Source organism: Streptomyces sp. NBC_00582, from assembly GCF_036345155.1.
In the GTDB taxonomy this organism is placed as follows: domain Bacteria; phylum Actinomycetota; class Actinomycetes; order Streptomycetales; family Streptomycetaceae; genus Streptomyces.
In genome coordinates this window covers 4,992,894-5,018,112 of record NZ_CP107772.1, presented here as the reverse complement: position 1 = coordinate 5,018,112, position 25,219 = coordinate 4,992,894, and the positions used below count along the sequence as shown (strand labels likewise).

The 25,219-nt window shown below is 68.4% G+C and carries 23 protein-coding genes and 1 tRNA gene; 10 read left to right on the top strand and 14 right to left on the bottom strand.

Going from position 1 to position 25,219, the window contains the following annotated elements:
• The first annotated feature begins 127 nt into the window (after window positions 1-127).
• From OG852_RS22255 to OG852_RS22230, 6 genes are all read left to right on the top strand, one after another.
• Window positions 128-1,333 carry a DNA polymerase III subunit delta' gene (locus OG852_RS22255; RefSeq protein WP_133910699.1) on the top strand — a complete coding sequence of 402 codons (1,206 nt, stop codon included), beginning with the start codon at window positions 128-130 and terminating at the stop codon, window positions 1,331-1,333.
• A 126-nt stretch (window positions 1,334-1,459) separates the two neighbouring features.
• Window positions 1,460-3,061, top strand: a complete 1,602-nt coding sequence (locus OG852_RS22250) for an alpha/beta hydrolase (RefSeq protein WP_330348761.1) — start codon at window positions 1,460-1,462, stop codon at window positions 3,059-3,061.
• Window positions 3,062-3,168: 107 nt separating this feature from the next.
• Window positions 3,169-3,242: transfer RNA gene (locus tag OG852_RS22245), tRNA-Thr, on the top strand.
• A gap of 351 nt (window positions 3,243-3,593) precedes the next feature.
• Complete coding sequence (locus OG852_RS22240; RefSeq protein WP_133910697.1) at window positions 3,594-3,851, top strand: hypothetical protein; 258 nt, start codon at window positions 3,594-3,596, stop codon at window positions 3,849-3,851.
• Window positions 3,852-3,954: 103 nt separating this feature from the next.
• The gene (locus tag OG852_RS22235) at window positions 3,955-5,079 is read left to right on the top strand and encodes a hypothetical protein (protein WP_133910696.1); all 1,125 of its coding nucleotides are present in this window, start codon (window positions 3,955-3,957) and stop codon (window positions 5,077-5,079) included.
• Window positions 5,069-5,512 carry a hypothetical protein gene (locus OG852_RS22230; RefSeq protein ID WP_133910695.1) on the top strand — a complete coding sequence of 148 codons (444 nt, stop codon included), beginning with the start codon at window positions 5,069-5,071 and terminating at the stop codon, window positions 5,510-5,512. Before OG852_RS22235 ends, OG852_RS22230 begins: the two co-directional genes overlap by 11 nt.
• A 305-nt stretch (window positions 5,513-5,817) precedes the next feature.
• Here OG852_RS22230 and OG852_RS22225 read toward each other — a convergent pair whose 3' ends face one another.
• Complete coding sequence (locus OG852_RS22225) at window positions 5,818-6,204, bottom strand: hypothetical protein (RefSeq protein WP_133910694.1); 387 nt, start codon at window positions 6,202-6,204, stop codon at window positions 5,818-5,820.
• Window positions 6,205-6,704: 500 nt separating this feature from the next.
• Here OG852_RS22225 and OG852_RS22220 point away from each other — a divergent pair, with 500 nt between their 5' ends.
• Window positions 6,705-9,227 (top strand): hypothetical protein, encoded by a 2,523-nt coding sequence (locus OG852_RS22220; RefSeq protein WP_133910693.1) that lies wholly within the window; start codon window positions 6,705-6,707, stop codon window positions 9,225-9,227.
• A gap of 103 nt (window positions 9,228-9,330) precedes the next feature.
• On the opposite strand, the gene OG852_RS22215 is transcribed toward OG852_RS22220, so the two are convergent.
• The gene (locus tag OG852_RS22215) at window positions 9,331-10,944 is read right to left on the bottom strand and encodes a tyrosine-type recombinase/integrase (RefSeq protein WP_330348760.1); all 1,614 of its coding nucleotides are present in this window, start codon (window positions 10,942-10,944) and stop codon (window positions 9,331-9,333) included.
• Complete coding sequence (locus tag OG852_RS22210) at window positions 10,941-11,600, bottom strand: helix-turn-helix domain-containing protein (protein WP_133910691.1); 660 nt, start codon at window positions 11,598-11,600, stop codon at window positions 10,941-10,943. Before OG852_RS22210 ends, OG852_RS22215 begins: the two co-directional genes overlap by 4 nt.
• A gap of 92 nt (window positions 11,601-11,692) precedes the next feature.
• On the opposite strand from OG852_RS22210, the gene OG852_RS22205 reads away from it, so the two are divergent.
• The 3 genes from OG852_RS22205 to OG852_RS22200 all read left to right on the top strand — a co-directional run bounded on the left by OG852_RS22205 (window position 11,693) and on the right by OG852_RS22200 (window position 14,167).
• Complete coding sequence (locus OG852_RS22205) at window positions 11,693-11,977, top strand: hypothetical protein (RefSeq protein ID WP_133910690.1); 285 nt, start codon at window positions 11,693-11,695, stop codon at window positions 11,975-11,977.
• 487 nt (window positions 11,978-12,464) lie between these two features.
• Window positions 12,465-13,031: an ATP-binding protein gene (locus tag OG852_RS51005; protein ID WP_133910689.1), complete on the top strand. Its 567-nt coding sequence runs from the start codon at window positions 12,465-12,467 to the stop codon at window positions 13,029-13,031.
• Between the two features lie 305 nt (window positions 13,032-13,336).
• Window positions 13,337-14,167: an RNA methyltransferase gene (locus OG852_RS22200; RefSeq protein ID WP_133910688.1), complete on the top strand. Its 831-nt coding sequence runs from the start codon at window positions 13,337-13,339 to the stop codon at window positions 14,165-14,167.
• Between the two features lie 10 nt (window positions 14,168-14,177).
• Here the strand turns inward: OG852_RS22200 and OG852_RS22195 are convergent, their stop codons facing one another.
• The 11 genes from OG852_RS22195 to OG852_RS22145 all read right to left on the bottom strand — a co-directional run bounded on the left by OG852_RS22195 (window position 14,178) and on the right by OG852_RS22145 (window position 24,958).
• Entirely contained in the window at window positions 14,178-15,179 is a 1,002-nt protein-coding gene (locus OG852_RS22195; RefSeq protein ID WP_133910687.1) for a glycosyltransferase, read from the bottom strand.
• Entirely contained in the window at window positions 15,176-16,075 is a 900-nt protein-coding gene (locus OG852_RS22190) for a glycosyltransferase family 2 protein (RefSeq protein WP_133910686.1), read from the bottom strand. The genes OG852_RS22195 and OG852_RS22190 overlap by 4 nt, the downstream gene beginning before the upstream one ends.
• Before the next feature lie 2 nt (window positions 16,076-16,077).
• The gene (locus OG852_RS22185) at window positions 16,078-16,827 is read right to left on the bottom strand and encodes an HAD family hydrolase (RefSeq protein WP_133910685.1); all 750 of its coding nucleotides are present in this window, start codon (window positions 16,825-16,827) and stop codon (window positions 16,078-16,080) included.
• Window positions 16,824-17,846, bottom strand: coding sequence for an NAD-dependent epimerase/dehydratase family protein (locus tag OG852_RS22180; protein WP_330348759.1), 1,023 nt, complete (start codon window positions 17,844-17,846; stop codon window positions 16,824-16,826). The genes OG852_RS22185 and OG852_RS22180 overlap by 4 nt, the downstream gene beginning before the upstream one ends.
• 108 nt (window positions 17,847-17,954) lie before the next feature.
• Complete coding sequence (locus tag OG852_RS22175) at window positions 17,955-19,166, bottom strand: polysaccharide pyruvyl transferase family protein (protein ID WP_166663431.1); 1,212 nt, start codon at window positions 19,164-19,166, stop codon at window positions 17,955-17,957.
• A gap of 17 nt (window positions 19,167-19,183) precedes the next feature.
• Window positions 19,184-20,236, bottom strand: coding sequence for a glycosyltransferase family protein (locus OG852_RS22170; RefSeq protein WP_133910682.1), 1,053 nt, complete (start codon window positions 20,234-20,236; stop codon window positions 19,184-19,186).
• Complete coding sequence (locus OG852_RS22165) at window positions 20,233-21,240, bottom strand: glycosyltransferase family 2 protein (RefSeq protein ID WP_133910681.1); 1,008 nt, start codon at window positions 21,238-21,240, stop codon at window positions 20,233-20,235. Before OG852_RS22165 ends, OG852_RS22170 begins: the two co-directional genes overlap by 4 nt.
• A gap of 32 nt (window positions 21,241-21,272) precedes the next feature.
• Entirely contained in the window at window positions 21,273-21,986 is a 714-nt protein-coding gene (locus tag OG852_RS22160; RefSeq protein ID WP_133910680.1) for a phytanoyl-CoA dioxygenase family protein, read from the bottom strand.
• Window positions 21,983-22,987, bottom strand: a complete 1,005-nt coding sequence (locus OG852_RS22155) for a UDP-glucuronic acid decarboxylase family protein (protein ID WP_133910679.1) — start codon at window positions 22,985-22,987, stop codon at window positions 21,983-21,985. The genes OG852_RS22160 and OG852_RS22155 overlap by 4 nt, the downstream gene beginning before the upstream one ends.
• A 598-nt stretch (window positions 22,988-23,585) precedes the next feature.
• Entirely contained in the window at window positions 23,586-24,110 is a 525-nt protein-coding gene (locus OG852_RS22150) for a GNAT family N-acetyltransferase (protein WP_133910678.1), read from the bottom strand.
• Complete coding sequence (locus OG852_RS22145; RefSeq protein WP_133910677.1) at window positions 24,107-24,958, bottom strand: hypothetical protein; 852 nt, start codon at window positions 24,956-24,958, stop codon at window positions 24,107-24,109. The genes OG852_RS22150 and OG852_RS22145 overlap by 4 nt, the downstream gene beginning before the upstream one ends.
• Window positions 24,959-25,219 lie beyond the last annotated feature (261 nt).

Below are 25,219 nucleotides of genomic sequence, written 5' to 3'. Positions count from 1 at the left end.
GGTCACCTGGCCGCTTCGGCCGGTGGCCCCCGTTGTCAGTGGGGGGCCGCACAATGGAGACCGGCGGCGAATGCGACCCAAGCCGCCGGTGACGGAAGCCGAATGGGACGGAAGGGCGGCGTGACCCATGAGCGTGTGGGACGACCTCGTCGGGCAGGAGAAGGTGAGCGAGCAGCTCACCGCCGCCGCGCGCGACGCCGACGCGTTCGTCACCGCGGCCGTCTCCGGCACCCCGCCGCCCGAGGCGTCGAAGATGACCCACGCCTGGCTGTTCACGGGCCCGCCCGGCGCCGGCCGGACCCAGGTGGCGCGGGCGTTCGCCGCCGCGCTGCAGTGCGTGAGCCCCGACCGCGCGCTCGGCGGAGCCCCCGGCTGCGGCTTCTGCGACGGCTGTCATACGGCGCTGATCGGCACCCACGCCGACGTCACCACCGTGGCCGCCGTGGGCACGCAGATCCTCGCCGAGGACATGCGGGACACGGTCCGCAAGTCGTACACCTCACCGGCCACCGGCCGCTGGCAGGTGATCCTCGTCGAGGACGCCGAGCGGCTGAACGAGAAATCGGCGAACGCCGTCCTCAAGGCGGTCGAGGAGCCGGCCCCCCGGACGGTCTGGCTGCTGTGCGCGCCGTCCCTGGAGGACGTGCTGCCCACCATCCGCTCCCGCTGCCGCCATCTGAACCTGCGGACGCCGTCCGTCGACGCCGTCGCGGACATGCTCGTCCGGCGCGAGGGCATCGAGCCCGCGGTGGCTGCGGCGGCCGCCCATGCCACCCAGGGGCATGTGGACCGGGCGCGCCGGCTGGCCACCGACCCGGCCGCCCGCGAGCGCCGGGCGTCCGTGCTGAAGCTGCCGCTGCGGATCGAGGACGTCGGGGGCTGCCTGAAGGCCGCCCAGGAGCTGGTGGACGCGGCGGCCGAGGACGCGAAGGTGCTCGCCGAGGAGCGGGACGGCAAGGAGACCGAGGAGCTGAAGGCCGCCCTGGGCGCGGCCCAGGGCGGCCGGATGCCGCGCGGTACGGCCGGCGTGATGAAGGACCTGGAGGACAAACAGAAGCGCCGGCGCACCCGGACCCAGCGCGACAGCCTCGACCTCGCGCTGACCGACCTCACCGCCTTCTACCGCGACGTCCTCGCCCTTCAGTTCGGCTCCCGCATCGCGCTCGCCAACGCGGACGCCGAGGACACCCTGCAGCGCCTCGCCCGTGGCACCACGCCCGAGTCCACCCTGCGCCGGATCGAGGCCATCGGCGCGTGCCGCGAGGCCCTCGACCGCAATGTGGCCCCGCTGCTGGCGGTGGAGGCGATGACGATGGCGCTGAGAGCGGGCTGACCGGCGGGAGCCGGGGCACCCGGAGAGGGGCGGGTGAACGCCGGCCGCCGGTTGACGGTGTAGCTCGTCCGTGGCGGTTCGCGCACGTACAGCACTCGTCCCGTAGCGCAGAGTTAGGCTCGCTGGATGCACATCAGGAGCTGTCCCCGCAGGCCCCGGAAGCCCCGCAGGACCCGCACCGGCCTCGCCCTCCGTGTCCTCGCCCTCCCCCTCGCGGCACTGCTCGCCGTCTCCGCCTGTTCCTCCGGGCACTCGACGAGCACCGCCGGCCCCGCGGCGCGGGCGGAGCTGGCGGCACTGCCGAAGGTGACGCCGTCGGCGCTCGCGCCGTACTACGGGCAGAAGCCGGCCTGGCACTCCTGCGACGTCCCCGACTTCCAGTGCGCCACGATCAAGGCACCGCTGGACTACGCCCACCCGGACGGGGGTGACGTCCGCCTCGCGGTGTCCCGCAAGAAGGCGACGGGCCCCGGCAAGCGGCTCGGGTCGCTCCTGGTCAACCCGGGCGGACCGGGCGCCTCGGCCGTCGGCTACCTCCAGTCGTACGTCGGCATCGGCTACCCGGCCGGGATCCGCGCCCGCTACGACCTGGTCGCCGTCGACCCCCGTGGCGTGGCCCGCAGCGAGCCCGTGCAGTGTCTCGACGGTCACCGGATGGATGTGTACACGCAGATCGACACGACCCCCGACGACCGGCGGGAGACGGACGCGCTCGTCGAGGCGCAGAAGGGGTTCGCCGAGGCCTGCGGTGCGCACGCGGCCCGGCTGCTCCGCCATGTCTCCACCGTCGAGGCGGCCCGTGACATGGACATCGTGCGGGCGGTGCTCGGGGACCGGCGGCTGACGTATGTGGGGGCGTCGTACGGGACGATGCTCGGGGCGACGTACGCGGGGCTCTTCCCGGACCGGGTGGGGCGGCTGGTCCTCGACGGCGCGCTGGACCCGTCGCTGTCCGCGCGCCGGATGAACCTGGAGCAGACGGAGGGCTTCGAGACGGCGTTCCAGTCGTTCGCGAAGGACTGCGCGCGGCGCCGGGACTGCCCCCTCGGCCGACGGCAGAGCGCGATCGGCCCGCGCCTGGAGGCGCTCTTCCGCGCCCTGGACAGCCACCCCCTGCCCACCGGCGACCCCGACGGCCGCAGGCTCGGTGAGGCGCTCGCCACGACCGGGGTGATCGCGGCGATGTACGACGAGACGAGCTGGGAGCAGTTGCGCTCCGCGCTGACCGCGGCGATCGACGACAAGGACGGCGCAGGTCTGCTCGCCCTGTCCGACAGCTACTACCAGCGCGACCCCGACGGCCGCTACGCGAACCTGATGTCCGCCAACGCGGCCGTGAACTGCCTCGACCTGCCCGCCTCCTTCGCCACGCCCGAGCAGGTGGAGCAGTCCCTGCCGTCCTTCGAGAAGGCCTCCCCGGTCTTCGGCGAGGGCCTCGCCTGGACCTCCCTGAACTGCGCGTACTGGCCGGTGGAGCCCACGGGCCGGCCACACCGCATCACGGCGAAGGGCGCCGCGCCGATCGTCGTCGTCGGCACCACCCGCGACCCGGCGACCCCCTACCGCTGGGCCCGGTCCCTGGCGGGCCAGCTCTCCTCCGCCCGCCTCCTCACCTACGTCGGCGACGGCCACACCGCCTACGGCCGCGGCAGCCGGTGCATCGACTCCGCGATCGACACCTACCTCCTCCACGGCACACCCCCGGCACCGAAGAAGCGCTGCTCCTAGCCCCGCCCCCACCCCCGGAACGACCCCCTCCGGGGGTGGTGCGGAGCACCCCCGGAAACTGTGTAGACTTACCGACGTTGCTGATCGCACCATGGTGCGGACGGCGCGCCGCCTTAGCTCAGATGGCCAGAGCAACGCACTCGTAATGCGTAGGTCTCGGGTTCGAATCCCGAAGGCGGCTCTTTCTAGGACCAAGTCAGACCCCATCTGACCTGGTCCTTTTACTTTCTGTGAACGAGTCTCGCTGCGTCTGGCCGGCCCGAGGATCGCCGCTCGGGGGCGCCGGTGGACAACCGGTGGACAAGCGTGCAGCGAGCGTGCAGAGCGGTGGACGACCCGGTGTGCGAGAACCGGACTGACGTGCCAGAGGCGATGGGGCTGCCGGGCCTGGTGTGCCGGGCTGCCGGAAGCAGTGCTGTTGGGGGGTTCCCATAACTCGGGGTAGCCGAGACGGCAGGTTCCTGGCGCTTCAGGTTGACCTCTACGGCATCATGCGTTGTACCAGCGAACGCTCCTCGGCCGAGTAACGGAGATGCTGCCGTTCACGCCCGAGATCGGCATCGGGCGCCGCACCCTGAAGGTCCCGCTTACCGCCGCCCAGCTCCATGCGATCAACGAGGCCCGCGACGGAGACCTACGCATAAAGCTGGAGGGGACAGGGGCGCTGCCTCAGGCAACCGGCTACCCCGGTAACACTAAGGAGGTCCTGCACTTCAGCGTTGCCAGGAGCCGCTGGATCCATCAGATCAACGCTCTCGGTCCGCCGGTCGCCGTCAGGAGTGATCCGTGAAGGCTCCGTCGCTGTTCGATTGCATCAAGAGCCACCAATGGGGAAACTTGTTCCATTGGAGTTGGCAACATGCATGTAGATGCCGTCTCAGTAGGGTGGGGGCATGGGGACGGATAGTCGAGCCTTTGGATCATGGCGCCTGCGTGGCGGCCGATACGAGCAGCAGGGGCTACCTGTCGAGGTCTTGGCTGAGTTCGCGAGGTACGAGCGTCTTGTCATCGACGTTGCGCGCGGCTTGTGGAAGCAGCGCCATGCTGCACGGCAACGTGTCCCGCGGGGATTCGCTTCGTCGTTCTCTCTTCGCCTTTCCGATATCCAAACGGGAAGTGTGGTCCCTGTACTTGAGCGAGCCGTAACCGATTCCGATGCCCTATTCGACGACATCGATACAAGCATCTTCGATGAAGCGCGCCTTCTGATTCAGGATACTTTGCGCTCGATTAAATCCGGCACGGGAATTCCCCGAACCTTCCCCCCGCACGCGCTCCGCGAATTCTCTCGATTTGGTCGAAGTCTACAAGATGGAGAATTTATCGAATTTGACGGCGGCTCCCCATCCGCCGCCATCTATTCACAGGCTGTCCGCCGATTGATTCATGAGCAGGCGCGTCTGGAGCGATTTGAGATTGAGACGCTCGCCACGGGTCAGGTGGTGAGTGTCGACGCTGAAAAAGGAACTTTTGGATTTCGTCTAACCGGTGGAAAATCGGTTCCAGGGCGGTTCTCCTCAGATGACATTGTTCCAGACCTCAGGCAGTATCTAGATCGCTCAACAATGGCGCCCACGGTCGCCATTAACGTGGTAGCCATTCAGTCGATCACTGGTGAGACTATCGAGATCCAGGATGTTCTATCCATTGAACCGGTCCTCCCGGCTGAATGGTCCGAACGCTTGGTAGAGCTGCAAACCCTTGAGAAGGGCTGGCTGGACGGCGTAGGTAAGGAGGTGAGCCGCAAGCTACTGCGTGAGGTTGAGTCTCTACTGCTTGAATTCCTAGACTCGCAGGTTGAGCGCCCGTACATCTTCCCTACGGAAGAAGGCGGTGTGCAGCTTGAGTGGCCTTTCGTAAGAGGCGAAGTGACGGTGATCGTCCTGCCTGACGATAAGGTAGAGGCTTACGCTTTCTCGAAAGAAGAAGACGAGGAAAGCGAAAAGCTGTTTCACTGGCGGCAGCTTGAAGAGATCGCAGAATTTGTAACCGGGGGGATCAATCGGCATGGCGACTGACGGGCCCAGCCTTCGACCTGGCGAGAACGAAATAACGAACCAGGAAGAAAAACTGTGGCGTCAAGTAAACCCGGGTTGGGTTCATGACGGACGGGTCAGTAGCCAGCTCTTTCGACCCACCCCTAAAGACACTGGTGAAGTGTCGGTCACAAGATCCTCGCTTGTCACGCCTGAGGAATCGCACCGCCATCATACCGAGGTGATGGGCTACGCATCAGCAGGCGTGTACTACGTGGATGTCGCTGAAGTGCAAGAAGTGGGGTTGCGGGTGGTCGACGACTCCCAGGTCGACGACGAGGATGAGCGTCCCCCAGCGCACGCGTATGTTGATTTCAAGTCGGTGCAGAGTAAGGGTGACCAGCAGCGGCGGGCCAGCAAGTTGCGCGATAAAGCCGAGAAACACGGATGGCAATACGGTCCTGTAGCGAAATGAGAACCGTGCCTAAATAGTGGGCATCGCGACGCCCTGGAGTAGGAGCAAGTCCCACTTCGATCAGCCGCTCCGTGGCCGGCGGACCTGGTTCCCCGCTGCCCGACGCTCTTCGTCAGCGATTCCCCGGTGGGTGCGCGTCAGGTCCCCTTCCTGGAGACGCCAGGAAAGGAAGCAGCCGCTGGCGCGAGACACTCGAATTCGTTCATGCGTTCGATTCTGTGGGTGGGGTTGCGCACTGCAATCCCAGATCACGCTGTCCGGTGTCGTCGAAGGGTTGAGCGTTCTCGCCGAACTTTGAAGACCCATTAATCTTCTCCGCCGTGGGGGAAGCCCGACACCGACGCCAGGAACTGCGCTGACGTGAAGTAGGGATTGTTCGTGCCACCGAGCGCCTCGATGAGGATCGCTTCCCCGTCGCACTCCATGACTCGGTACTGGTCGCCTGCCCGGAGCACGAGGCCCTTGCCGTCCTCGCCGTCGGACACGACGTCGAAGACCTGGCCCTTCGTCGAGCACGGGGCGTTCCGCTTCTTGGCCGCAGCCTTGACGGCCCTGAATGCGTTCTTCCCGCCAGCTTCAGCACCCCGGACGATGGCCCACCCACCCACGGCAATGACGACAGCCAGCGCCCCGGGGCCGCCCACCTTCTTCGCTAGCGTCGTCATCGTCTGGTATCCCCCCAGATTGCCCACCCAAGCCTCCTCGTTGGCCGCGCATCAGGGGCAATCTTATGGAAGGTGGCCATCGACATGCCCACCAGCTACCGGGCTGCCGCGCGTACCGGGCGTTGCCATCGTGCTTTACCTCAAATCGACCTGCGGGCGGCACGGTTGGTTGTTGGTTCACCTGATCTAATGAACTCCGCCGTCCTAGTTCGGCATTGCGCGGGAGCGGGTGGCAGATTCCGTGGTGCACGTCGGTGGCTCATCACCGGCGTCCGCCTCATGCCGCCGTCGGCGGAGCAGGAGCAAGCTGCGAGACGTCCAGACGCCACCGAGGCGTTGTTGGGGATGATCGTTCTTCGGGCGTTGGCAGGTGGGCAGTACGGGGCGAGAACCGCCGCACTCCCTTCTGCAGGGTGTGGGCCCGTTCCTCGCCGGCACGAGGCTTCGGCGCTCGGGCGCGTGACACGCTCCCGAGAGACGGGAGCTTCTGTGTTCGCCCGGCACACCCCGGGTGGAAGGACAACATCATGGTCGCGAAACGACCTGACGGCATTTTCCCACGCATCGGCACCGACACCTGGGGCCGTAACCTCGCGGACGCCATCGAGAACACCTGCGCGGAACACGGGGTCGTACCCCCTCCCCGGCAGGCGATCACCGAGGGGCTGGCCACCGCTCTTCCGGACACCGAGATCAAGGGCCTGATCGCCAGCCGGAGCAACAAGAAGGTGCTCAAGCCCTCGGCCTACCGTCTTGTGCAGGCCGGCGACGAGCAGGTGCTCCTGCTGATGTGTGACGTCCATGGTGCTGCGGTGGTCCCGTGGGATCTCAACGACCGCACCGTCAGCTGCTGGTCTCCGCCCGTTGCTGAGGCCAGCCAGCGCGTCAAGGACCTCATCGCCGCCGAGCTGGCGCTGCACGAAGCCAGGAAGACCGCGAAGACCGCTGAGAAGGAGCGGGAAAGCTGCCGCCGCGCGGCCGGTGACGACACATACGCCGCGCAGGCCCTGGCGGCGGCCACGCAGAAGCACAAGGACGCCGAGCGCCATGTCGGGGAACTGGAAGGCGAGCGCCAGGCTCTCCTCACCGCCCTCGGTGGCCGGCGGCCGCGTCCTGTGGTCCGGGCGGCGGAGGAGGACGGGGAGCCGAAGGCAGCGCTCACTCTCGCCGAGCAGTCGTACGACGTGGCCGTCCACATGCAGCGGTACGCCGCCGAGAATCTGGAGCGCGCTGGGAAGACACGCGGCTACGACCTGGCCGAGTCCCTCGTGGACGCGGGCCAGCTCTCCAAGGGTATGAACGTCCTGCAGCAGTGGCAGATCACCCGCCCCGACGGCACGGTGTCGAAGCTGTGGCGGCTGGCCGCCGTGACCGGGAACAACCGTGCACTGGCCCGTCTCAACATCTTCCGTGTGCGTCCGGAACACCTGGTCACGGGGATGCCCCAGTCCCTGCTGCCCATGCCGAAGGGCAAGAAGGCCGATCCCGAGCTGCTGCTGCTGAGTCAGCGGGAGATCCTGAACAGGCTCTCCGACCGGCTCAACGAGGCCGCCGCCAAGCCGGAGACGGAGGCGACCGACCCGTCGGTCAGGGCCGGGAAGATCGCCACGGTCTCCGCGGAGATCGTGATCGGCTGCACCAAGCCGGCGGCGCTGGAGCACGTCCTGCGGACGCTGAACGTCAACGACCACCTGCGCGGCATCCAGCCCTACGACGAGGATGCGCGCTTGATCGCCCTGTTCGCGACGCTCGTCGACGCCTACGCCAGGGAATCGCTCCTCGCGGACGCGCTCGCCGAGGCGTTCCCCGACGCGCGAGGCGCGGATCTCCTCGACTTGGCGGGGGTGCGCGACGCGTTGACTGCCAATGGGCCGCTCGACCCGCTGGTGCCGCTCGTGCCTGCGGGCGACGACGTCTCAGCGGCTGTGCTCCGCGACATCGCGGTTCGCGCTATCACCGCGCTCGTGTTCCCCGAGATCCCGCCCGAGGCCCCGAAGCGGACGAACGCTCGCACCGTCCGGGACACGGGGCGCTTCTGGCCGATCGTCAGGGGGACGCTGCAGGAGCCGGCGTGGAGCCAGACCAAGGCCAGGACGGCAGAGGCACGCACCCGCCTGTGGTCCGCCGCCATCGCCCAGCTGTTCCTGCACAGGGGCAACATCCTCTCCGCCCTCGGCTTCTTCGGCGTCCCGGAGACCGCGAAGGGCGCCGGGCAGGACCCGCGGTCGCTCAAAGTGCTCCTCCTCGGGGCAGAGGCCGGCGACGCGACCGCCTGGGCCGCCCTCGTTCAGCGCATGGCACCGGCGCTGATCCACGCTCCGCAGCCGTTCATCACCGCTGGTCAGGGCAGCGAGGCAGGCGACGGTCGCAAGGGTGTGCGGCGCACCCCCAAGAGCGCCCTCGCCGCCCTCACCCTGGCGTACACGGCAACCAGCGCCCCGGGCGTCAGCCGGGCCCTTCTCCTCGCGTTCGCGAAGGCCGTGGTGGAGCACCCGGACGCAACACAGCCGCCCGAGGCGGAAGACGGTAAGTCTCTGATCTGTTACGGCGAGCAGCACTGGCTTGAGGGCCGGACGCCGATCACTGCGGGGATGGTGATTGCTCCTGACACCGAGGGCCGGCCCACCCACTACGTCGCAGACAAGGCATGGTTCGACGAGACCTTCCCGGTGGAACTCGGTCACCCGGCCCCGGGCGGCCCCGGAAACACCACCACTTCCCCCACGGCCGGAACCAGCACGAGTCCAACTGCCACCACCGCGCACGGCGCTCCGCCTGCCGACCCGCACGACCAACTGGCCGCGCTGCGCAGGGAGCTGCCCGCCCGTGTGGAACTCGTCGAGGGCGGCTACCAGCAGGCAGTGGACTCCGCCCACAACCTGATGACGGATTTCGAGGAGGCGCACCGCCTGCGAGTACAGCTCGGAGAGGACGCGCTCCCGGCCGAGCAGCGGATCGAGTGGATGGAGAAGCTGACGAAGGTCCGGGCCGCGGCCCAGGCCAGTGTGACGACGCTCGAACAGGTAGAAGCGCTGATCCTGCAGGTCTGACCGGCCCAGCGAATGGACCACTAGACGGCCTCGGTACCGTCGCGGCAACATGCCGGAGCCCCGGTCAGATTCGAGCTGACCGGGGCTCCTCTTCATCGCTCACTCAGGCGGAGCGCTCCTCCGCCGACACCCCCTTGGCCTTCCGGGGCGGAGTCATCGTCGGCCTGCGGCTGGGGGCCGCAGCCTCGGTGTCCTTGACCACCGTGAGGGGCTTCCGCGCCCGAGGCACGAGTTGCACGACCTTCTCGGCGGCGTCGCGGGCGAGATCGTCCAGGACAGCCTGGTAGATGTCGCGGGTGATACGGGTGTCCGAGTGCCCGAGGGTCTCGGAGACGACCTTGATGTCGACTCCGGCCGCGAGCATGAGCGTCGCGGAGACATGGCGCAGGTCGTGGAGCCGGATCGGAGGCAGGCCGGCAGCGGCGACCAGACGCTCGAAGAGGTCGGAGACCTTGCCGGGGTGGAGAAGGGAACCGTCCTCCTGGGTGAAGATGCGGCCGGTGTCATGCCAGCCATCGCCCCACGCCTCCCGTTCCTGCTCTTGGCCGGCCTTGTGCCTGAGCAGGACCTGATGCGTCTCGTCGTCGAGGGCGATCAGGCGGATGCCGCTGTCGGTCTTGGGGGCACCTTCGTGGATCTCCCAGCCGTCCTGGACGAGTTGGGTGGCGATGGCCAGGGACTGCGCGGCGGCCGAGTGATCCACCCAGCGGACGCCACAAGCCTCGCCGCGTCGTGTTCCCCGGAAGGCGATGAGCCGCCACAGCGGATACAGCCGGTCCTCGGCGACGAAGTCGAGGAACTGACCCGTCTGTTCGGGTGTCCAGACCATGACCGGGGATGGCTTCTCGCCGGTCTCCTGCCAGTGGGCGATCCGCTCGTCGGTCCAGATGAGGGCCTTCGGCTTGGTGCCGGGCAGCAGCTCGACGTGGGCGGCCGGGTTGAAGGCGGGCATCACCTGCTGGGCGATAGCGACGTTCAGCGCGGCCCGCAGGGTGTCGCGGATATGCGGCTGGGTGTTGAGGCCGGTGACGCGCCGGAACGGCGGCATGGCGTCGAGCTGCGCCTGCAGCCACTTGCGACGGGCCCGGTTCTCAGCGCCTTTCCACGGCGTCGCCTTGAGTTCGTCGCGCACCGCGCGCCGCTGGGCGTTCTGCTCCTGGATCTCGATGTTGCGCTCGTTGATCGCGTCGAACATCGTGTTGACGTGGTGCACGCGGAGCTTGTCCAGCCGCAGGTGGCCCAAGTGCGGCTTGAGGTGGACGCGGATGTCGCACTCGTAGCGCGCCGCCCCGCCGCGACGCAGGCGTTTGCGCCCGGCGAGCCAGGTGTCGAGCCACTCGGCAACGGTGGTCTTCGAGTTGAGGGTCTGCCCGGTCTGGAAGCGGCGACGGGTCTCGTCGTAGTCCGGGAGCGGCTCCTTCTCCTTGAGGCAGCTCTCGATGAGGTCGCTGATCTGGGTCCTGCCCCAGGCGTCGTCCTCCTCGGGTATGGCCATGAGAGCGCGGACCTTGTCCAGCTCCTCCTGGGCCTTGGACGAGCTTTCGAAGCCGCCGCGACGGAACCGGCGACGGCGGCCGTCCTGAGCGGGGTCCAGCTCCTGGAACACACTCCAGACGCCGTGTCGCCGCGACTTGAGCTTGGGACATGAGGCCCCGTAGTCCTTGCCGGTCGCGGGATCGGTGCACCGGCACCGCCGGGTGATGGTGCCGTTCTTCACTCGCCGTCCTCCGGATGGTTCGGTATGTCGGGCTGGTCGACGAAGGCCAGTTCGTCGGGCAGGGCCGGAGGTACGAGGCCGCGTTCACGCATCCGGCCTCGGAACGCGCGCAGCTCCTGGCAGTCCTCGAAGGCATGCTCCTCGTAGCCCTCAGCGCGCTCCAGGAGCGTGGCTCTGCGAGCCCGGTCCAAGGTGGTGCTCGCCGCGCGCCGCCTTTCCTTGGCCAGGGCGGTGGAGGCTGTCGCGGCGGACACCAGGTCACCGTGGTTGCGGAAGACGTCGAGGACATCGCGGGCGGTGCCCTCGGGGGCGGGCTGGTCCATGGGGGTCTCGCCGGTGAACCACGCGAGCGCGTCCCAGGTGGAGACCTCCTGACCCGGCAGGACCTCCACCGTGGCGGAGGTACCGAGTGGGAAGAGGAGGGTCACGGGCGGGACGCCGAGGACGTCAGCCAGCACGACGAAGTCGGCGATGGTCATGCTCGCCTTGCGGCCGGACTCCAGGTTCTTCACGGACTGCTCGGTGATCTCCGTCAGTCCGCGGTCGGCACACCCCTGGGCGACCTCGCCCATGGTGAGGCCGGCGGCCTTGCGCGCCTCGCGCATCTCTTGGGCGATCCGGGCGGTGAACGCCGCTGGCCAGTGATCAGGTTTCATGGCCGCACTTTAAGGTGCTGGATAGTGCTGCCGCAACCGCGTGATACACCTGGGCTCAACGTTGCGGCACCTGAAGGCATCCGGAGGGCATCATGAAGGCACCCGCTTCTTCCCGTGAAGTGCGAGGGCTGACGAGTGACGAGCTGCTCGCTCTTCCGGCGGTCATCGACCTCGACACCGCGAACCGGGCTCTGATGATCGGCCGCTCCACCGGATACGGGCTCGCCAAGCAAGGGGCGTACCCCGTCAAGGTGCTGCGGCTCGGAAATGCGTACCGAGTAGTGACTGCCGAGCTGCTGAGGCTGCTCGGGCTGGAGCGCCGGCAGCCGGACGGCGGTCCCGAAGCCGTCGGCGAGCAGCACAGCCTGTGTGCGTAGAAGCGTTCGCATCCCAAAATCGCCGCTTGTCGGCGTAGGGCGACGCCTATGATCGACCTTGGCCTGGTCCTGCAGCTGCGAGGCGTACTCGACGACCCGCCCACCGGCTTCCTGGCTGCCCACACGGCCAACTCTCTCCAACCGGTCCGTGAGGCCTGCCTGTGGGGACGACCGCCAAGGGCGCCCGATTCAGTTGCGATACGGACAGGGGATGGCTGCGCCGGACAGTGACACGAGCGTGATGGCGCATTACTGCTCGTCCACGGCCTCCAAGAGTGGTGGTCTGAGGTGAGGTGCGCAGGGGTACGGTCTACGCGACGTGCGTTTCCGGTGTTCGCGGCCTCAACAGAAGCCGGCCCGTACCACAACACGTCGAAGCGTCAAGGCGTCTTGCCGGGCGTGCCTACGGACAGACTGTCCTCCCACAGCCCTTGTCGGGTGGAAGGCTTCTTTGTCACTGAGGCCACTACCAGGTGAGGTTGTCGTCATGGCGCGTCGCAGTCCCGAACGTCCGACGTACGGATTCACGGTTGCGGCTGCTGTCGACGCTGTCCCGGCCGCACGCCGCCAAGTTGTTTCGCTAGCCCGGGATCTGGGGCTTCCCCTGTCGGACCAGACACTGGAGACCGTCGAGTTGCTGGCCGGCGAGGTGATCGCCAACGCTGTCCTGTACACAGACGCTCCGTGCGACGTCTCCGTGACGCGGGCCGACGAGCGGCTTCGCGTTGAAGTCACGGACACGGATGCGTCGTTGCCAAGAAGTGTTGAGGCAGGGCCGAACGACGAGAACGGTCGGGGTCTCCTGCTCGTGAGCGCCTTGGCGGCCGACTGGGGGATGCAACCGGAACCCTCGGGCAAGACGACATGGTTCGAGATCACGTCGGAGCCCTGGGCCGAGGACACGGGCGACTACCGTGCGGATGCACTGCCTTCACCTCACGCGGGTGACGCTGCCGTCCGACGAGCCGAGTGTGACGCTCGTAGGGCCTTGCCGGCCGACTCGCGGTCGTCGTTCGGCGCAGCAACTGCTGGGAAGCGACATCAGGCTGCCTGAGGCTGTGATCCAAAGCGGTCGTCCCGGGGGCCGCGAGACGGAACGGCCTGTGGCCGAACCGCACGCGGGTTGAGGATGGTCCGGTCGTAGAGGAGTCGTCGGAAGTCAGCTGGCCGTTCCCGGCGAGGCCGTAGCCGTCGCCAACAGGGCGACCTCGTCTGCGCTGCCGCCCGAAGCCGAGACGCCTGCACGACGGATGGACACGTACAGTCACGATCCAGTCCGTGTAACCTGCTGGGTGCCCGGTGCCGTGTTCCGCCTGGGACAACCGGGTTCGCAACGATCATCTTCGGCTTGGAGGACGGGTGGCAGTGCAGCGGATCACGACCCGCAATGCCCGTTTCCAGCAGCTGCAGACGCTGCTCAACAACCGCACCAAGCGAGGGCGTGCCAAGGAGTTCCTCGTTCAGGGCGTGCGGCCGATCACGATGGCGGTGGAGCACGGCTGGACCGTTCGGTCCCTGCTCTACGACGCCAGCCGCCCGCTCTCCCGATGGGCCGAGGATCTACTGCGCGGTGTCGGCGCCGAGCGCGTGGCGATGGCGCCGCAGTTGCTCGCCGAGCTGAGTGAGAAGGCCGACGGGGCCGCAGAGGTCCTGGCGGTGGTCGAGATGGCGCCGGACAGCCTGTCGCGGATCAAGGTTCGCGACGACTTCCTTGGTCTGGTCTTCGACCGGCCGACGCAGCCCGGCAACATCGGAAGCATCGTGCGATCGGCCGACGCCTTCGGCGCGAGCGGGCTCATCGTGACGGGGCACGCGGCGGACCCCTACGACCCCAAGTCGGTACGTGCCTCCACGGGATCGTTCTTCGCCGTGCCCGTGGTGCGGAGCCAGTCGCACCACGAGGTCATGGAGTGGCTGGAGAAGGAGCGCGCTCAGGGGCGGCCGGTTGCCGTCGTCGGCACGGACGAGGACGGCGATGCCGAGGTCTCGGAATTCGATCTGACTCAGCCGGTCCTGCTGCTCATCGGCAATGAGACCGCTGGTCTCAGCGCGGCCTGGCGCGAGCTCTGTGACCACGTGATCAGCATTCCGATGACGGGCTCGGCCAGCTCCCTGAACGCGTCGAACGCCGCATCCGTCGTTCTCTACGAAGCGCGCCGTCAGCGCCTGGCGAAGCAGCGCACGGCGTGACCTTCCGAGGTCACGTCCAGGCTTCGCCGCTGACCGCCCTCTTGTAGACCGCCAGGTACTGGCGGGCGATGGTGTGGTGGCCCCATCGGTCCACCGCTGTTTCGCGCACGACCTGGGCCGTGGGAAGCGACGCCAGCACCGCCTTCGCGTCTCTGGGTGTGATCTCCCGCCCGATCGGCAGCACCGTTCCGACGCCGGGGACGATCTCCGGCAGGCATCCGTTGTCGGTGGCGATCACCGGGGTGCCGCTGGCGGCGGCCTCCGAGACCACGGTGGCGCCGGGCTCGATCCATCGTCCGCCGAACGGTCCTCCCCACGGCTGGGACAGCACGAGCTGCGCTCGGGCGTGTGCGATCAGCCGGGTACGGGCGCTGCCGCCGACCTCGCCCACATAGCGGACGGTGTGCGGGAAGTCGGCCAGCAGCGCGTCCAGGTAGTCCTTCTCCCAGGCCGGTCCGGCGACCGTCAGCGGCACGCCGGCGGCGTGCGCGAACGCCGCTGCCTCGCGCACGCCCTTGTGCGCGGAGACCCGGCCGAGGAAGAGGAGATAGTCGTCCTTCGCCTCCTGGAACTGACAGCGTGCGGGGTTGACCGGTAGCCGGATCACCGGGGCGGAGACGGACCCTGCGGCAGTGCGTTGCGCGTGGGAGAGGTAGATGCCGTTGGTCTGGAGCTCCGGCACGCTGTTGAGGTGGTGTGTGCTCACCGTGGGTCTGTGGTTGTTGGCCGGCAGTGCGGTGGTGTTCGAGTGGTCGTGGACGATGTCCGGGCCGAAGGCTTCGATGGAGGCGTGGATGTCGGCCGTCTCCACTGCATCGGACACCGTGACGCCGTCCTGGACCGGGCTTCCTGGGGCTCCGAGGAGGAGGATCTCGCACCCGGCCTCCAGCAGTCCGTCCATGAGCGTGGCGACGACCCACTGGATGCCGCCGTAGCCCTGGGGCGGCACAGTGATCCACTGGCTGGGGTCGGCGCCGTAGCGGTACGGCGGAATGACCATGGCTACCTTCATCGGTCGCTCCTGGTTTCGGCGTCTGCGGCGCTGGTCCGGCTCCGTGTGATGGCCTCCCGGAACACTCCGAGAAGAACGCTGGAGGTGTAGAGCAGGGCGAGGGCGGCCCGCACCGGACGGGTGCCGTCTCCCGAGCGGTTGCGGTTCCATTCCTTGGTGATGCCTCGCTGCGCGTCGTTACGCCGTGCTTCGCTGCGGCCCTGCCAGAAGGCGCGGCGCAGCAGGTAGGACAGGGTCAGCCGGTGGGCGGGGATGAGGTGTTGCACCTCGGCGTCGTGCAGGATCGTGGCGGTGGCACCGCGCGCGGTCATCTCCCGTACGAAGGTGGTGTCCTCAGCGGAGATGAGGGAGCCACCGATCCGGCCGAGGCGCTCGTCGAAGCCGACTCCCAGCAAGCGGGCGTGCTCGACGTCGATGGCGAAACTGCCGCCCCAGATCGACGCCGGCTGAGCCGGCGCGTGGGAGCCGAGGTAGTGCAGCTGTCCCGAGGTGAGGAACCACGGGCGGCGGTGCCCTTGAAGGTGGGCGGTGATCCTCGTCCCGGTGACGTGTGCGCCGACGGTCAGGGCCTCGCGTATCCGGGTCAGTGCCTCGGTGGTGGGGACGATGTCGTCGTCGAGGAAGACGATGTGCTGCGTCGTGGCCTCCTTCATGGCCTTGTTGCGGCTGTGGGCGAGGCCCTGGTTCCCCTCGTTGCAGATGACGCGGACGCGGGTCGGAGGCGGCGAGGCGTCTGTGGGCAGCGTGGGCAGGTGCTGGGCGGGCATGTCCGCGATGACCAGGAGGCGGTCCCTGGGGCCCATGGCCGCGGCCGTGCGGGCGACAGCCGCCGGCAGGCTGCCGGGGCGGTTGCTGCAGATGACGATGGTGAGGGGTAAGTCGGTGCCGAGGGTCATGGTCACACCTCCTGGCGGGGGCGTGGGCTGCGCTCTTGGTGGCTGATGCTCCGCAGCACATCGGCCAGCTCTCCGAGGGAGCCGATGGCCCAGTGCTCCGTGCTTCCCTCGGCTGTGTGGACGCGTTGGATTTTCAGCTCCCGGTATGCGGTCACGATCTCGGGAGCGACTCCGGCCGGCGCGCTCCAGCCGCTGTCGACGTGGACGATCGCTGCCGAGCAGCCGAGAGCGAGTGACGGAGCGGCGTCGTGGTCGGGCCGGTCGCCGATAACCGTGGTGTGTTCGGGCTTCCAGCTCAGCCGGTCCATGGCCCACTTGAAGAGGCGGGGGTCGGGTTTGGCGTAGCCGACGAGGGAGTCGAGCGCGACGAGTTGGACTTGCTGCTCGATTCCGAGGGTGTGCAGGGCGGCGAGGCATTCCGGGGGCTGGTTTGCGACGATGCACACCTCGTACTCCTCGGTGAAGTGGCTGAGAGCGTCGACGGCTCCGGGAACGGGCTGGACCAACGAGGGCCATCGCTCGCGGACGCCCTGCCAGCTCTTCGTGCCATTGGGCGGGAACAGGCTGGGCGGGGGTGATCCGGGCGCGCGGCCCTGGTAGAAGTCGCGCATGGCCTGGAGAAAGGCGTCCATGGTGAAGGTGGGATCGTCCGCGCGCGTGAGCTCCCAGACGCCCTGGAGCCAGGCGAGGTCGAAGGGCTCGTCGTAGTAGAGGACGCCACCGACGTCGACGGCCAGGGTGCGGCGCGTCATGACGTGGCCGCCCGTCCGGCGGCCCAGGTGAACCACTCGGGCTGGTCCGCGGTGTCGTTCTTGATGCTGAGGGAGGTCGCGGGTACCACGGGGCCGTGCTCACGGGCCCAGGCCGCAGTACGTCGCAGACCTTCGTCGAGCGGGGTGTCGGCCCAGTCGCCGAGCGTCTTACGGGCAAGGCCGTTGTCGGTGTACGCGGCGTGGACCTCGTCGCGGGCCGCCAGGTGCTTGATGGGGTGGTCGGGTACGCCCATGGCGGTGCGCACGGCGTGCGCCATGTCCAGCACGGTGCTCGTGTGCGAGGAGCCGACGTTGAAGACCTGCCCCCAGGCGGCCGGCTGGTCGGCGGCGGCGAGGAAGGTGCCGACGATGTCCGGGGCGTAGGTGAAGGCGCGGATCTGGCTGCCGTCTCCGTACACGCTGATCGGCTCGTCGCGCATGATCTGGTTGAGGAAGATGGCGACGGCGTTGCGGTACGGGTCGCCCATGTTCTGCCGCTCGCCGTAGACGTTGTGCATGCGCAGGGCGAAGTACGGCAGGCCCTGCAGCTGCATGGTGACGGCGAGTTCGCGCTCCACGGCGAGTTTCGCGTTGCCGTAGCTGTCGGCGGGGAGGGGCCGCTCGTCCTCGCGCATGGGGACGTGTCCGTGGCCGTACACGGCGACCGACGAGGCGAAGCCGAAGAACCTGACCTTGGCGGCCAGCGAGGCGTTGATCAGGTTGATGCTGCCGAGCAGGTTGACGGAGTAGTTGTGGTGCTTGACGGCGTGGCTGATGCCTTCGGCGGCGAAGGCGGCCAGGTGGTAGACACCGTCGAAGCGGTACGAGGCGAAGAGTTCTGCGACCGTGGCCTGGTCGGCGACCGAGCCGACGACGAGGGTCGCGCCGTCGGGCACGTTCTCGGTCTTGCCGCCGTCGAGGTTGTCCAGGACGACGGCGTCGTCGCCGCGCTCGATCAAGGACGCGGCAAGGTGGGACCCGATGAAGCCGGCGCCGCCGGTCACCAGATGTGTGGGCATGGCGTGTCTCCCTTGGCGTGAGTGGGTCCCGCCGCGGCCCTGGACTGGGCCGCAGCGGGTCGTGCGCGATGCGGTGCGGGCAGGCGGACCGCCTGTGCGACTGGTGGTTCAGGCTCCGAGGAGCTTGTTGATCTGAGCGAAGTCGCTGCGGGCGCGGTCCGTGATCAGCGGGAGCCGCTGACGCAGGGTGGTGCGCAGCGCGGTCGCGTCGGTGTCGTTGACGAGCCGGTCGATGACCGTGGCGTTTTGGGCGAAGGCGCGGACGTCCGCGTGGATGCCGTCGACGTCGACCGTGTGACCGTAGGTTTCGGCGAGCACCCCGTTGAACTTGTGGGAGTGGCCGATCGCGATCGCCGGGGCGCCGCCGGACAGTGCGCCGATCGCGGCGTGCAGGCGCTCGGAGATGACGAGTTCGGCCTGTGACAGCACGGCCTTGTAGTCGGATGCCGTCAGCGCGCCCGGCAGCGCCATGACCTCGGGCAGGTCGGCGGCTTCGGCGATACGGGCGGCGAGGATCCGGTCGTCGTTGTGCGGGCGGGAGTCGTGGCAGTGCGGGACGAGGACGACCGGCATCTTCCGGGTGCGGACGAGGGAGGTGGCGAGTCGCGTCAGTGCTGCCGCGTGCTGGGACTCCTCCAGGGTGCTGAAGCGGGTGATGCCCTGGCTGGGGGCGAGGCAGAGGTAGGGGTCTTCGGGGGCGAGCCCCAGAGGCCCGAGCACGGCCGCTGTTCGCTCGCCGGTAGCGGCCGGCAGCAGGAAGGCGGGGTCGGAGGACAGCCGCACACGGTGTTCGGGAAGGCCGAGCTTGCCCACGAGGTAGTCGAGGGAGACGCTCTCCCGGACGGTGAGGAGATCGCACCGGGTGGCGACCGCGAGCCATGCCTCGGCATCGGCCGGGTCGTCGAAGGGGCCGACGGACTGGCCGATCATGGCCGTCGGGATGTCCCGCTGTTGCGCGGCGGTGAGGACCCGGAGGTACGGCGTGGAGACCCCGTAGTCCGAGGTATGCAGGTCGCCCCCGGTCGCGATGACCAGATCGGTTTGGGCGAGGAGCTGTTCGCGGCGTTCGGCCAGTTCGGCGGGGCTCTCCTGGGGGCGCATCTGCTGCCAGGAGCGGGAGACGACGAACGGGTCGGCCACGCAACGGGCGCTGGTGGGGGCGAGGGATTCCGCGTCGAGCACCGGGGTCTGGGTGAGGACGGTGACGTTGTCGCCTCCCCCGGGGCCTTCGGTGTTCAGCTGCTCGATGATGGAGCGGGCCAGGGCCTCGACGCCGCGACTCTCACAGCTGGTGATGCCGGTGATCAGGACGTTGGACACAGCAGACCTCTCAGGGATCATCGGGTGAACCGGATGAGTTCCGCCAGAACCGCGCGGTAGTTGAAGCGTTCGTGTACTCGGCGCTGGATGGTCGCCAGCCGCTCGCGGTACCGGATCGGCTCACGGATCATCCGGGCGAGGCTGTCGGCCGGATCGTCGTCGAGCAGAAAGAGCTCCACGTCGTCGCCGTAGAGCGCGGACAGGTAGCCCAGGTCCGGCCAGAGCGCGGGGATGCTGCCCGAGGCGAGGGTTTCGAACATGCGGGGGGTCAACAGCTCCATCCGCGCGAGCAGCGGACGAGCCAGCACCGGCGTGATCGCCGCCTGGGACATGGTGGAGACCACGTGCCCGAACGGAACGGGTGGCGCCACCTCGACACCGTGATCCCGCATCCAGCCAGACACGTTGGCGGTGGCGGTCGGGTGGTCGGGGTGCGGGTCGCCGTTCCACCAGCGTCCGCACACGCGGATGCGTCGGATCGGCGGCTGGGCGGCGGCTGCGGCCCGGATGAGGCTGGTCATCTCGTTCCAGCGCCACCAGTTCGCGCCGACGTACTGCAGCTCGTACGGCAGTGCCCGCGGGTGCGGGAGGTCGCTGGCGAGCTGGTGGATGTCCGGCATGCCGAAGTAGCTGAAGAACTCGGCCCCGTCGGGAAGTTCGTTCATGCGCGGCTGCAGGATCAGATCGCTGAGGTCGGCATACAGCTTGTGCCAGGACTCGACGGTGTCCGCACCCGCGTTGTCGTCCACGCCAGCGGTGACGTGCGGGCCCCAGTGACCGTCGGGATCCACGATGATGCGCCGCTGCCGCGGCACGGCCTCGCAGAGTTCACGCTGCCGGGTCGAGAGGAACTGCCTGCTCTCGAAGACGAGGACCAGGTGGGTGGCCCAGCTGATGTCGTCCACGAGCGGCAGGTGGCCGTTCACCATGCCGTCCAGGCGCGACAGTTGGCTTGAGACGCCGACCTCGCATCCGGATGCCGAGGCGACCCGGGCGTACTCGGCGATCATGTGGCTGGAGCCCGCGTTCCAGTGGAAGACGCCGGCGAACAGAATCCGGGGTCTGGTCATCGCGCACCCCTTGCCTGCGGTTGAGCGTGGCTGCCCGTCGGCGAGCCGAGCCGGCGGTGAGCACGTCGCCGGGCCCGGATCAGAGGTGCGTGGCGCACGAGCCAGCACACGGCTTTCGCGGTTTCCCAGGTCCCGCGCCACCAGGTGGTCACTCCGCCCACGCCACGTCCGCGCAGATCGTCCCTCAGCCACCGGGTCGCCAGTCGCAGCATGTTCAGTGGGCGCCAGTCGATGTCGGTGAGGAGGTAGTAGTAGCGGTTGCGGCGCATCTGGACGCGCCGGTAGCTGCTGCCAGCCGTTCCTCCACCGCCGAAGTGCTGTATGCCGACGTCGAGCAGGAGCGCGACGCGCCATCCGGCCCAGCGGGCGCGGCGGCACAGGTCGGTCTCCTCGTAGTACGTGTGGAAGACCTCGTCGAGGAGTCCGACGGTGCGCAGCAGCGCGGCACGCACGAAGAAGGCGGAGCCCTGGACGTACGCGTGCTCCAGGGTGTTCGGGGCCCGGCCTTCGGGTGGGCTGGCCGGCGAGGGGTGGTTCGGCCAGTCGCCGGCGAAGGCGTGCTGCTCGCCCCAGCGCAGAGCGGACTTCGACCAGTCGTTGTACGCGCCCAGAGCGGTGCTGCCCGTCTCGTCGTACTCGTACTGCATGGGGCCGACCACGCCGTAGTCGGTCCAGGTCTCCATGAACTCGGCCAGGTCGCGTACCAGCGACTTCGGGGTCTGGGTGTCCGGGTTGACGAGGAAGACATAGTCGGCGCCCTCGGCGAGGGCCGCACGCATCCCGATGTTGTTGGCGCGGGCGAAGCCGACGTTGCTCTCGTTCCGGATGACCCGCACCTCGGGAAAACGGTCCTGGACGAAGGCCGTGCTGCCGTCGTGGGAGTCGTTGTCGACGTACCAGACCGTCAGGTCGACCCCGGGGACGTCGCTGTCCAGGAGCGTGGCGAAGCAAGGCTCCAGCCAGCGGATTTCGTTGGTGCCCACCGTGATGGTGGCCACCTGCACCCTGGGACTCTCGCCAGTGGGGTTGGGGATGATCACGGCAGCTCCCGGTCGGCGGGAGCGAACTCGACGACGATGCTGCGCCGGATCCTCGGAGAGGTGTTGCGGCGCGAGGCGTGGGCGATGCGGACGTCGTGTACGGCGATGTCACCGGCCGAGAGCGGGAGCGCGCGGACCGGGCCCCGCGCCCGGAGCGCCTCGGCCTCTTCCGCGTCGGGCGTCAGGTGGGAGCCAGGAACGAACTCGAGGCATCCGTTGCCCACGTCGGAGTCGTCGAGGAAGACGCTGAGGTTGCACACGGTGTGCGGAGGAACATTGGTCCGGTCTCGGTGCCAGGGCACGGGGGCGGCCACTCCCGGCAGTTTGACGATCATTGCGCAGGCGGTGGCGCGTAGGGGTCTGCCGAGGATGGCGACGGCCATCGGGTGCAGCGGGCCGTCGTCGGCGTAGAGGCGTGTAGCCGCCGGGGAGCCCTGGTTCTCCAGGTTGTGGATGCGGTAGAGAACGGGTGCGTCCGTGCCTGCGGGGGTGAAGTGCCAGTAGTCGTCTGAGCGGTACCCGTCCCGGGTGAAGCGCCGGACCAGGGCATCAGCCTCCGTGCGGAGGGCTTCGAGGGACTCTCCCGCGATCTTTTGGGATAAGACCGCGTAGCCGTCCGCGCGGAAGTCCTGGAGAAACCCGTCGCCGAGCTGTTGCCTGTGCGACAGGGCCTCGGCGGACTCCGTCCCTCGTGGTGCGTGTCGCGTCATCGTTCCCTCACTGCGGTGTCGTTGAGCTGCGCGGCGAACCAGTCGATGGTGGTGCTCAGGCCCTTGCGGGGATCGGTCTCCGGCTTCCAGCCGAACTGCTCCCAGGCGAGGGTGATGTCGGGTCTGCGGCGCTCCGGGTCGTCGACCGGGCGGTCGACGAACTCGACGGGCGCGGCGGACCCGGTCACTTCACGCACCAGGTGTGCGAGTTCCAAGACCGTGGTCTCGGCGGGATTGCCCAGGTTGACGGGGCCGGGGTGGCTGCCCGCGGCGACGGCGAGGATGCCCCTGACCGTGTCGCTGACGTAGCACAGGGACCGCGTCTGCGAGCCGTCGCCGGTGACGGTCAGTGGCTCGCCCGCCAGCGCCTGGCGGATGAAGTTCGGTACCGCTCGCCCGTCCTCCGCGCGCATCCGCGGCCCGAACGTGTTGAAGATCCGTACGATCGCGGTGTCGACACCGTGCTCGGTGCGGTAGGCGGTGGTCGCCGCCTCCGCGAACCTCTTCGCCTCGTCGTACACGCTGCGCGGCCCCACCGGGTTGACGTTGCCCCAGTACGACTCCCGCTGAGGGTGCTCCAGCGGGTCGCCGTACACCTCGGAGGTGGAGGCGAGTACGAAGCGGGCCTTCTTCACTCTGGCCAACTCCAGGGCGCTGAAGGTTCCCAGGGAACCGGCCTGAAGCGTCTGGACCGGCAGACGCAGGTAGTCCTGCGGAGAGGCCGGCGAGGCGAGGTGGAGTACGAGATCGACTTCCCCGGGTATCGGGATCGGGTCGGTGACGTCGTGGACCATCAACTCGAACCGGTCGTCCAGCTGACGGTGTACGACGTTGTCCTCCGTGCCCGTAAGGAGGTTGTCCACGCACACCACCTCGACACCGCTGTCGAGCAGCAGGTCGCACAGGTGTGAACCGACGAATCCACAGCCGCCGGTGACGACCACGCGGCGGAAGGGGGCCCGGTTCGAATCCGGGCGGTGCCTCCGTAAAGAGGTACTCATAGCGCCTCATTCCTCACAATGTGAACGAAAGTTGGCATGGCTGTGCCACACAGCAGGTGTGGCGAGAAGTACGACGAGCTCAGCGGCGTTCGGCAGGGCCGGCGTGCAGCCGCAGTGCCCGGTGAGCGCGACCGGGAGCAGGCTCCGGTCGGCCTCGGAGATTTCGCCGTTGTCCCTCAGCGGGTTCGGCGACAGCCTGGTCAATCACTTCGACGACGACATCGTCATCGGCCTACCAGACTTCACCCCGTCGCGCCGGAGTCCCCTGTGGTTCTATCGGCGTCGGCGACGAGTTCGGCCTGTGACCACGCCGTCGTCCTTGACGACATGCGGGCCCGACCATCCGCTGAAGCAGCGGTGGACGATGCGGCGTGCCACGCCGGCAGCGACCGGTTCGGCCGCCAGAGAGCACCGGAGCCGAGGCGTCCTTGTGGACTGCCTGGTGTTGAGCGTCAAGGTCATCATCTGGCCCTTGCCAGACGTGGTCCCTTGCCTACGCACGGCTTCACCTCCATGGGGAGCCACCGCGAGATGCGGAGCACGCGCGGTTGGCCCGCACTCCACAATGACGGTGAACAGCCCTCCTGCTTATGAGTGTTTATGAGCGTGCTGCCGTCGCCCCGTCCGACAGGCGTTCGCGCACGTGGACCGCGCTCCTGGTCCCCGGGGCGAGGTTCCTTATGTACGTGATGGCCTCCGCGGAGCGGCCGGTGCAGGTGAACCCGGACTTGATCAGCACTCGCCCCGAAGCGTGGTTGTCGGGGTGGTGCTTGGCGTCAACGGAGGCCAGGCCCAGCGTGGTGGAGGCGAAGTCGAGCACGAGCGCCACCGCCGCGGTGGCGTACCCGTGACCCCATGCGTCGTCTCGAAGGATGTAGCTGAGCGCCGCCGAGGTACGGGCGGGGCGTAGCTTGATCACGCCGACCAGGTCGTCAGCGTGTTCGATGCCGAAGCAGTACAGCATCCGTGGCGTCGCACGACTCTCGGCGATGCGATCGGTCACCCAAGTAGCGGCGTCCTCAGCGGTCAGGGGTGCTCGCGGCAGGTACCTCACGGAAGCGGCGCTGTAGATGCGGCGGACCGCGGGTGCGTCGGTCAGGGCCACCTCGCGGAGCGAGATCACGGCTCAACCTTGAGCAGGAGCTCCGCCAGCTCGCCGGCCGTGGGCCTGTCCTCGGGTACGGCAGCGAGCGCGGGGCGGAGGGCGTCCTGGAGCTCGGGCCACACAGCCGGTGCGAACGGCAGACGGCCAGTGGCGATCGCGTCGCGAACCCCGTCCGGGCCCGCGGCCTTCCGGTCGATACCCGCGGCCCTGTAGTCGAGCGGCCAGCCTCCCGAGGCGCACGTCCACAGGACACCAGCGAGGGCGTACGTGTCGCTGGCGCGCGTCGGCGTCACCGGACCGTCTCCGCGTGCGACGGCGGCAGCGAGTTCCGGTGCCATGAGATGCACGATGCCACCACTGAAGCCGCTGACCGGCTCCACGCCCTCACGCCAGGACCAGGCGAAGTCGATCAGGCGGACGCCCGCCGGGGTGTGGATGCCGTGGGAAGGCTGGAGGTCGGCGTGGATCCAACCGGAGGCGTGCAGGTCGGCGACTGACCGGCACAGATCAGCGCCACCTCGGAGAGCGGCCTCACGTCCGCCCGTGCCCTCGCGAGTAGGGGTGAAGACCGCCCAGGTGGAGGGACCGGTGAACCAGGGCGTGACGAGCCACGAGCCGCTGTCGTACGAACCGGAGACCGCCTCGTATTCGGCAACGCCCATAGCCGCCAGGGTGGTTGCCTCTCGCAGAGTGGCGGCCACACCGTCGTCGTATCCGATTTTCACCGCGACCGTGCCCTCGGGGCCGGCGGCCTTCCAGACCGCGGAGCCACGCCGGTTGGTCAGCTCCTTCAGGTCGACAGTGCCGCCGCAGGCGGCTTCCGCGGCTGCGAGGGCTTCCGGGGGACAGGGAGGGAACGCGACCATGCCTTTACCGCCTGCCAATCGTGTGAGATTCGCTCGAGGACATCGCTCCCATCGTCTACCGCGACCGAGAGGGCATCCGCGAGATCAGGGGTGTCCTTCAGGAACTGAGGGTCGCGGGCTCTCACGGCGGGGCGAACAGGGAGGAACGAACACGGGGGAGGCGGGATCGGGCGGCTTGATCTGTCGAGCCGCTGCTCGCCTCCCTGGAACTTCCCGAACATGACACCGACAGGGCCGTACAGGTTCTTCAGCGCCCAGTGC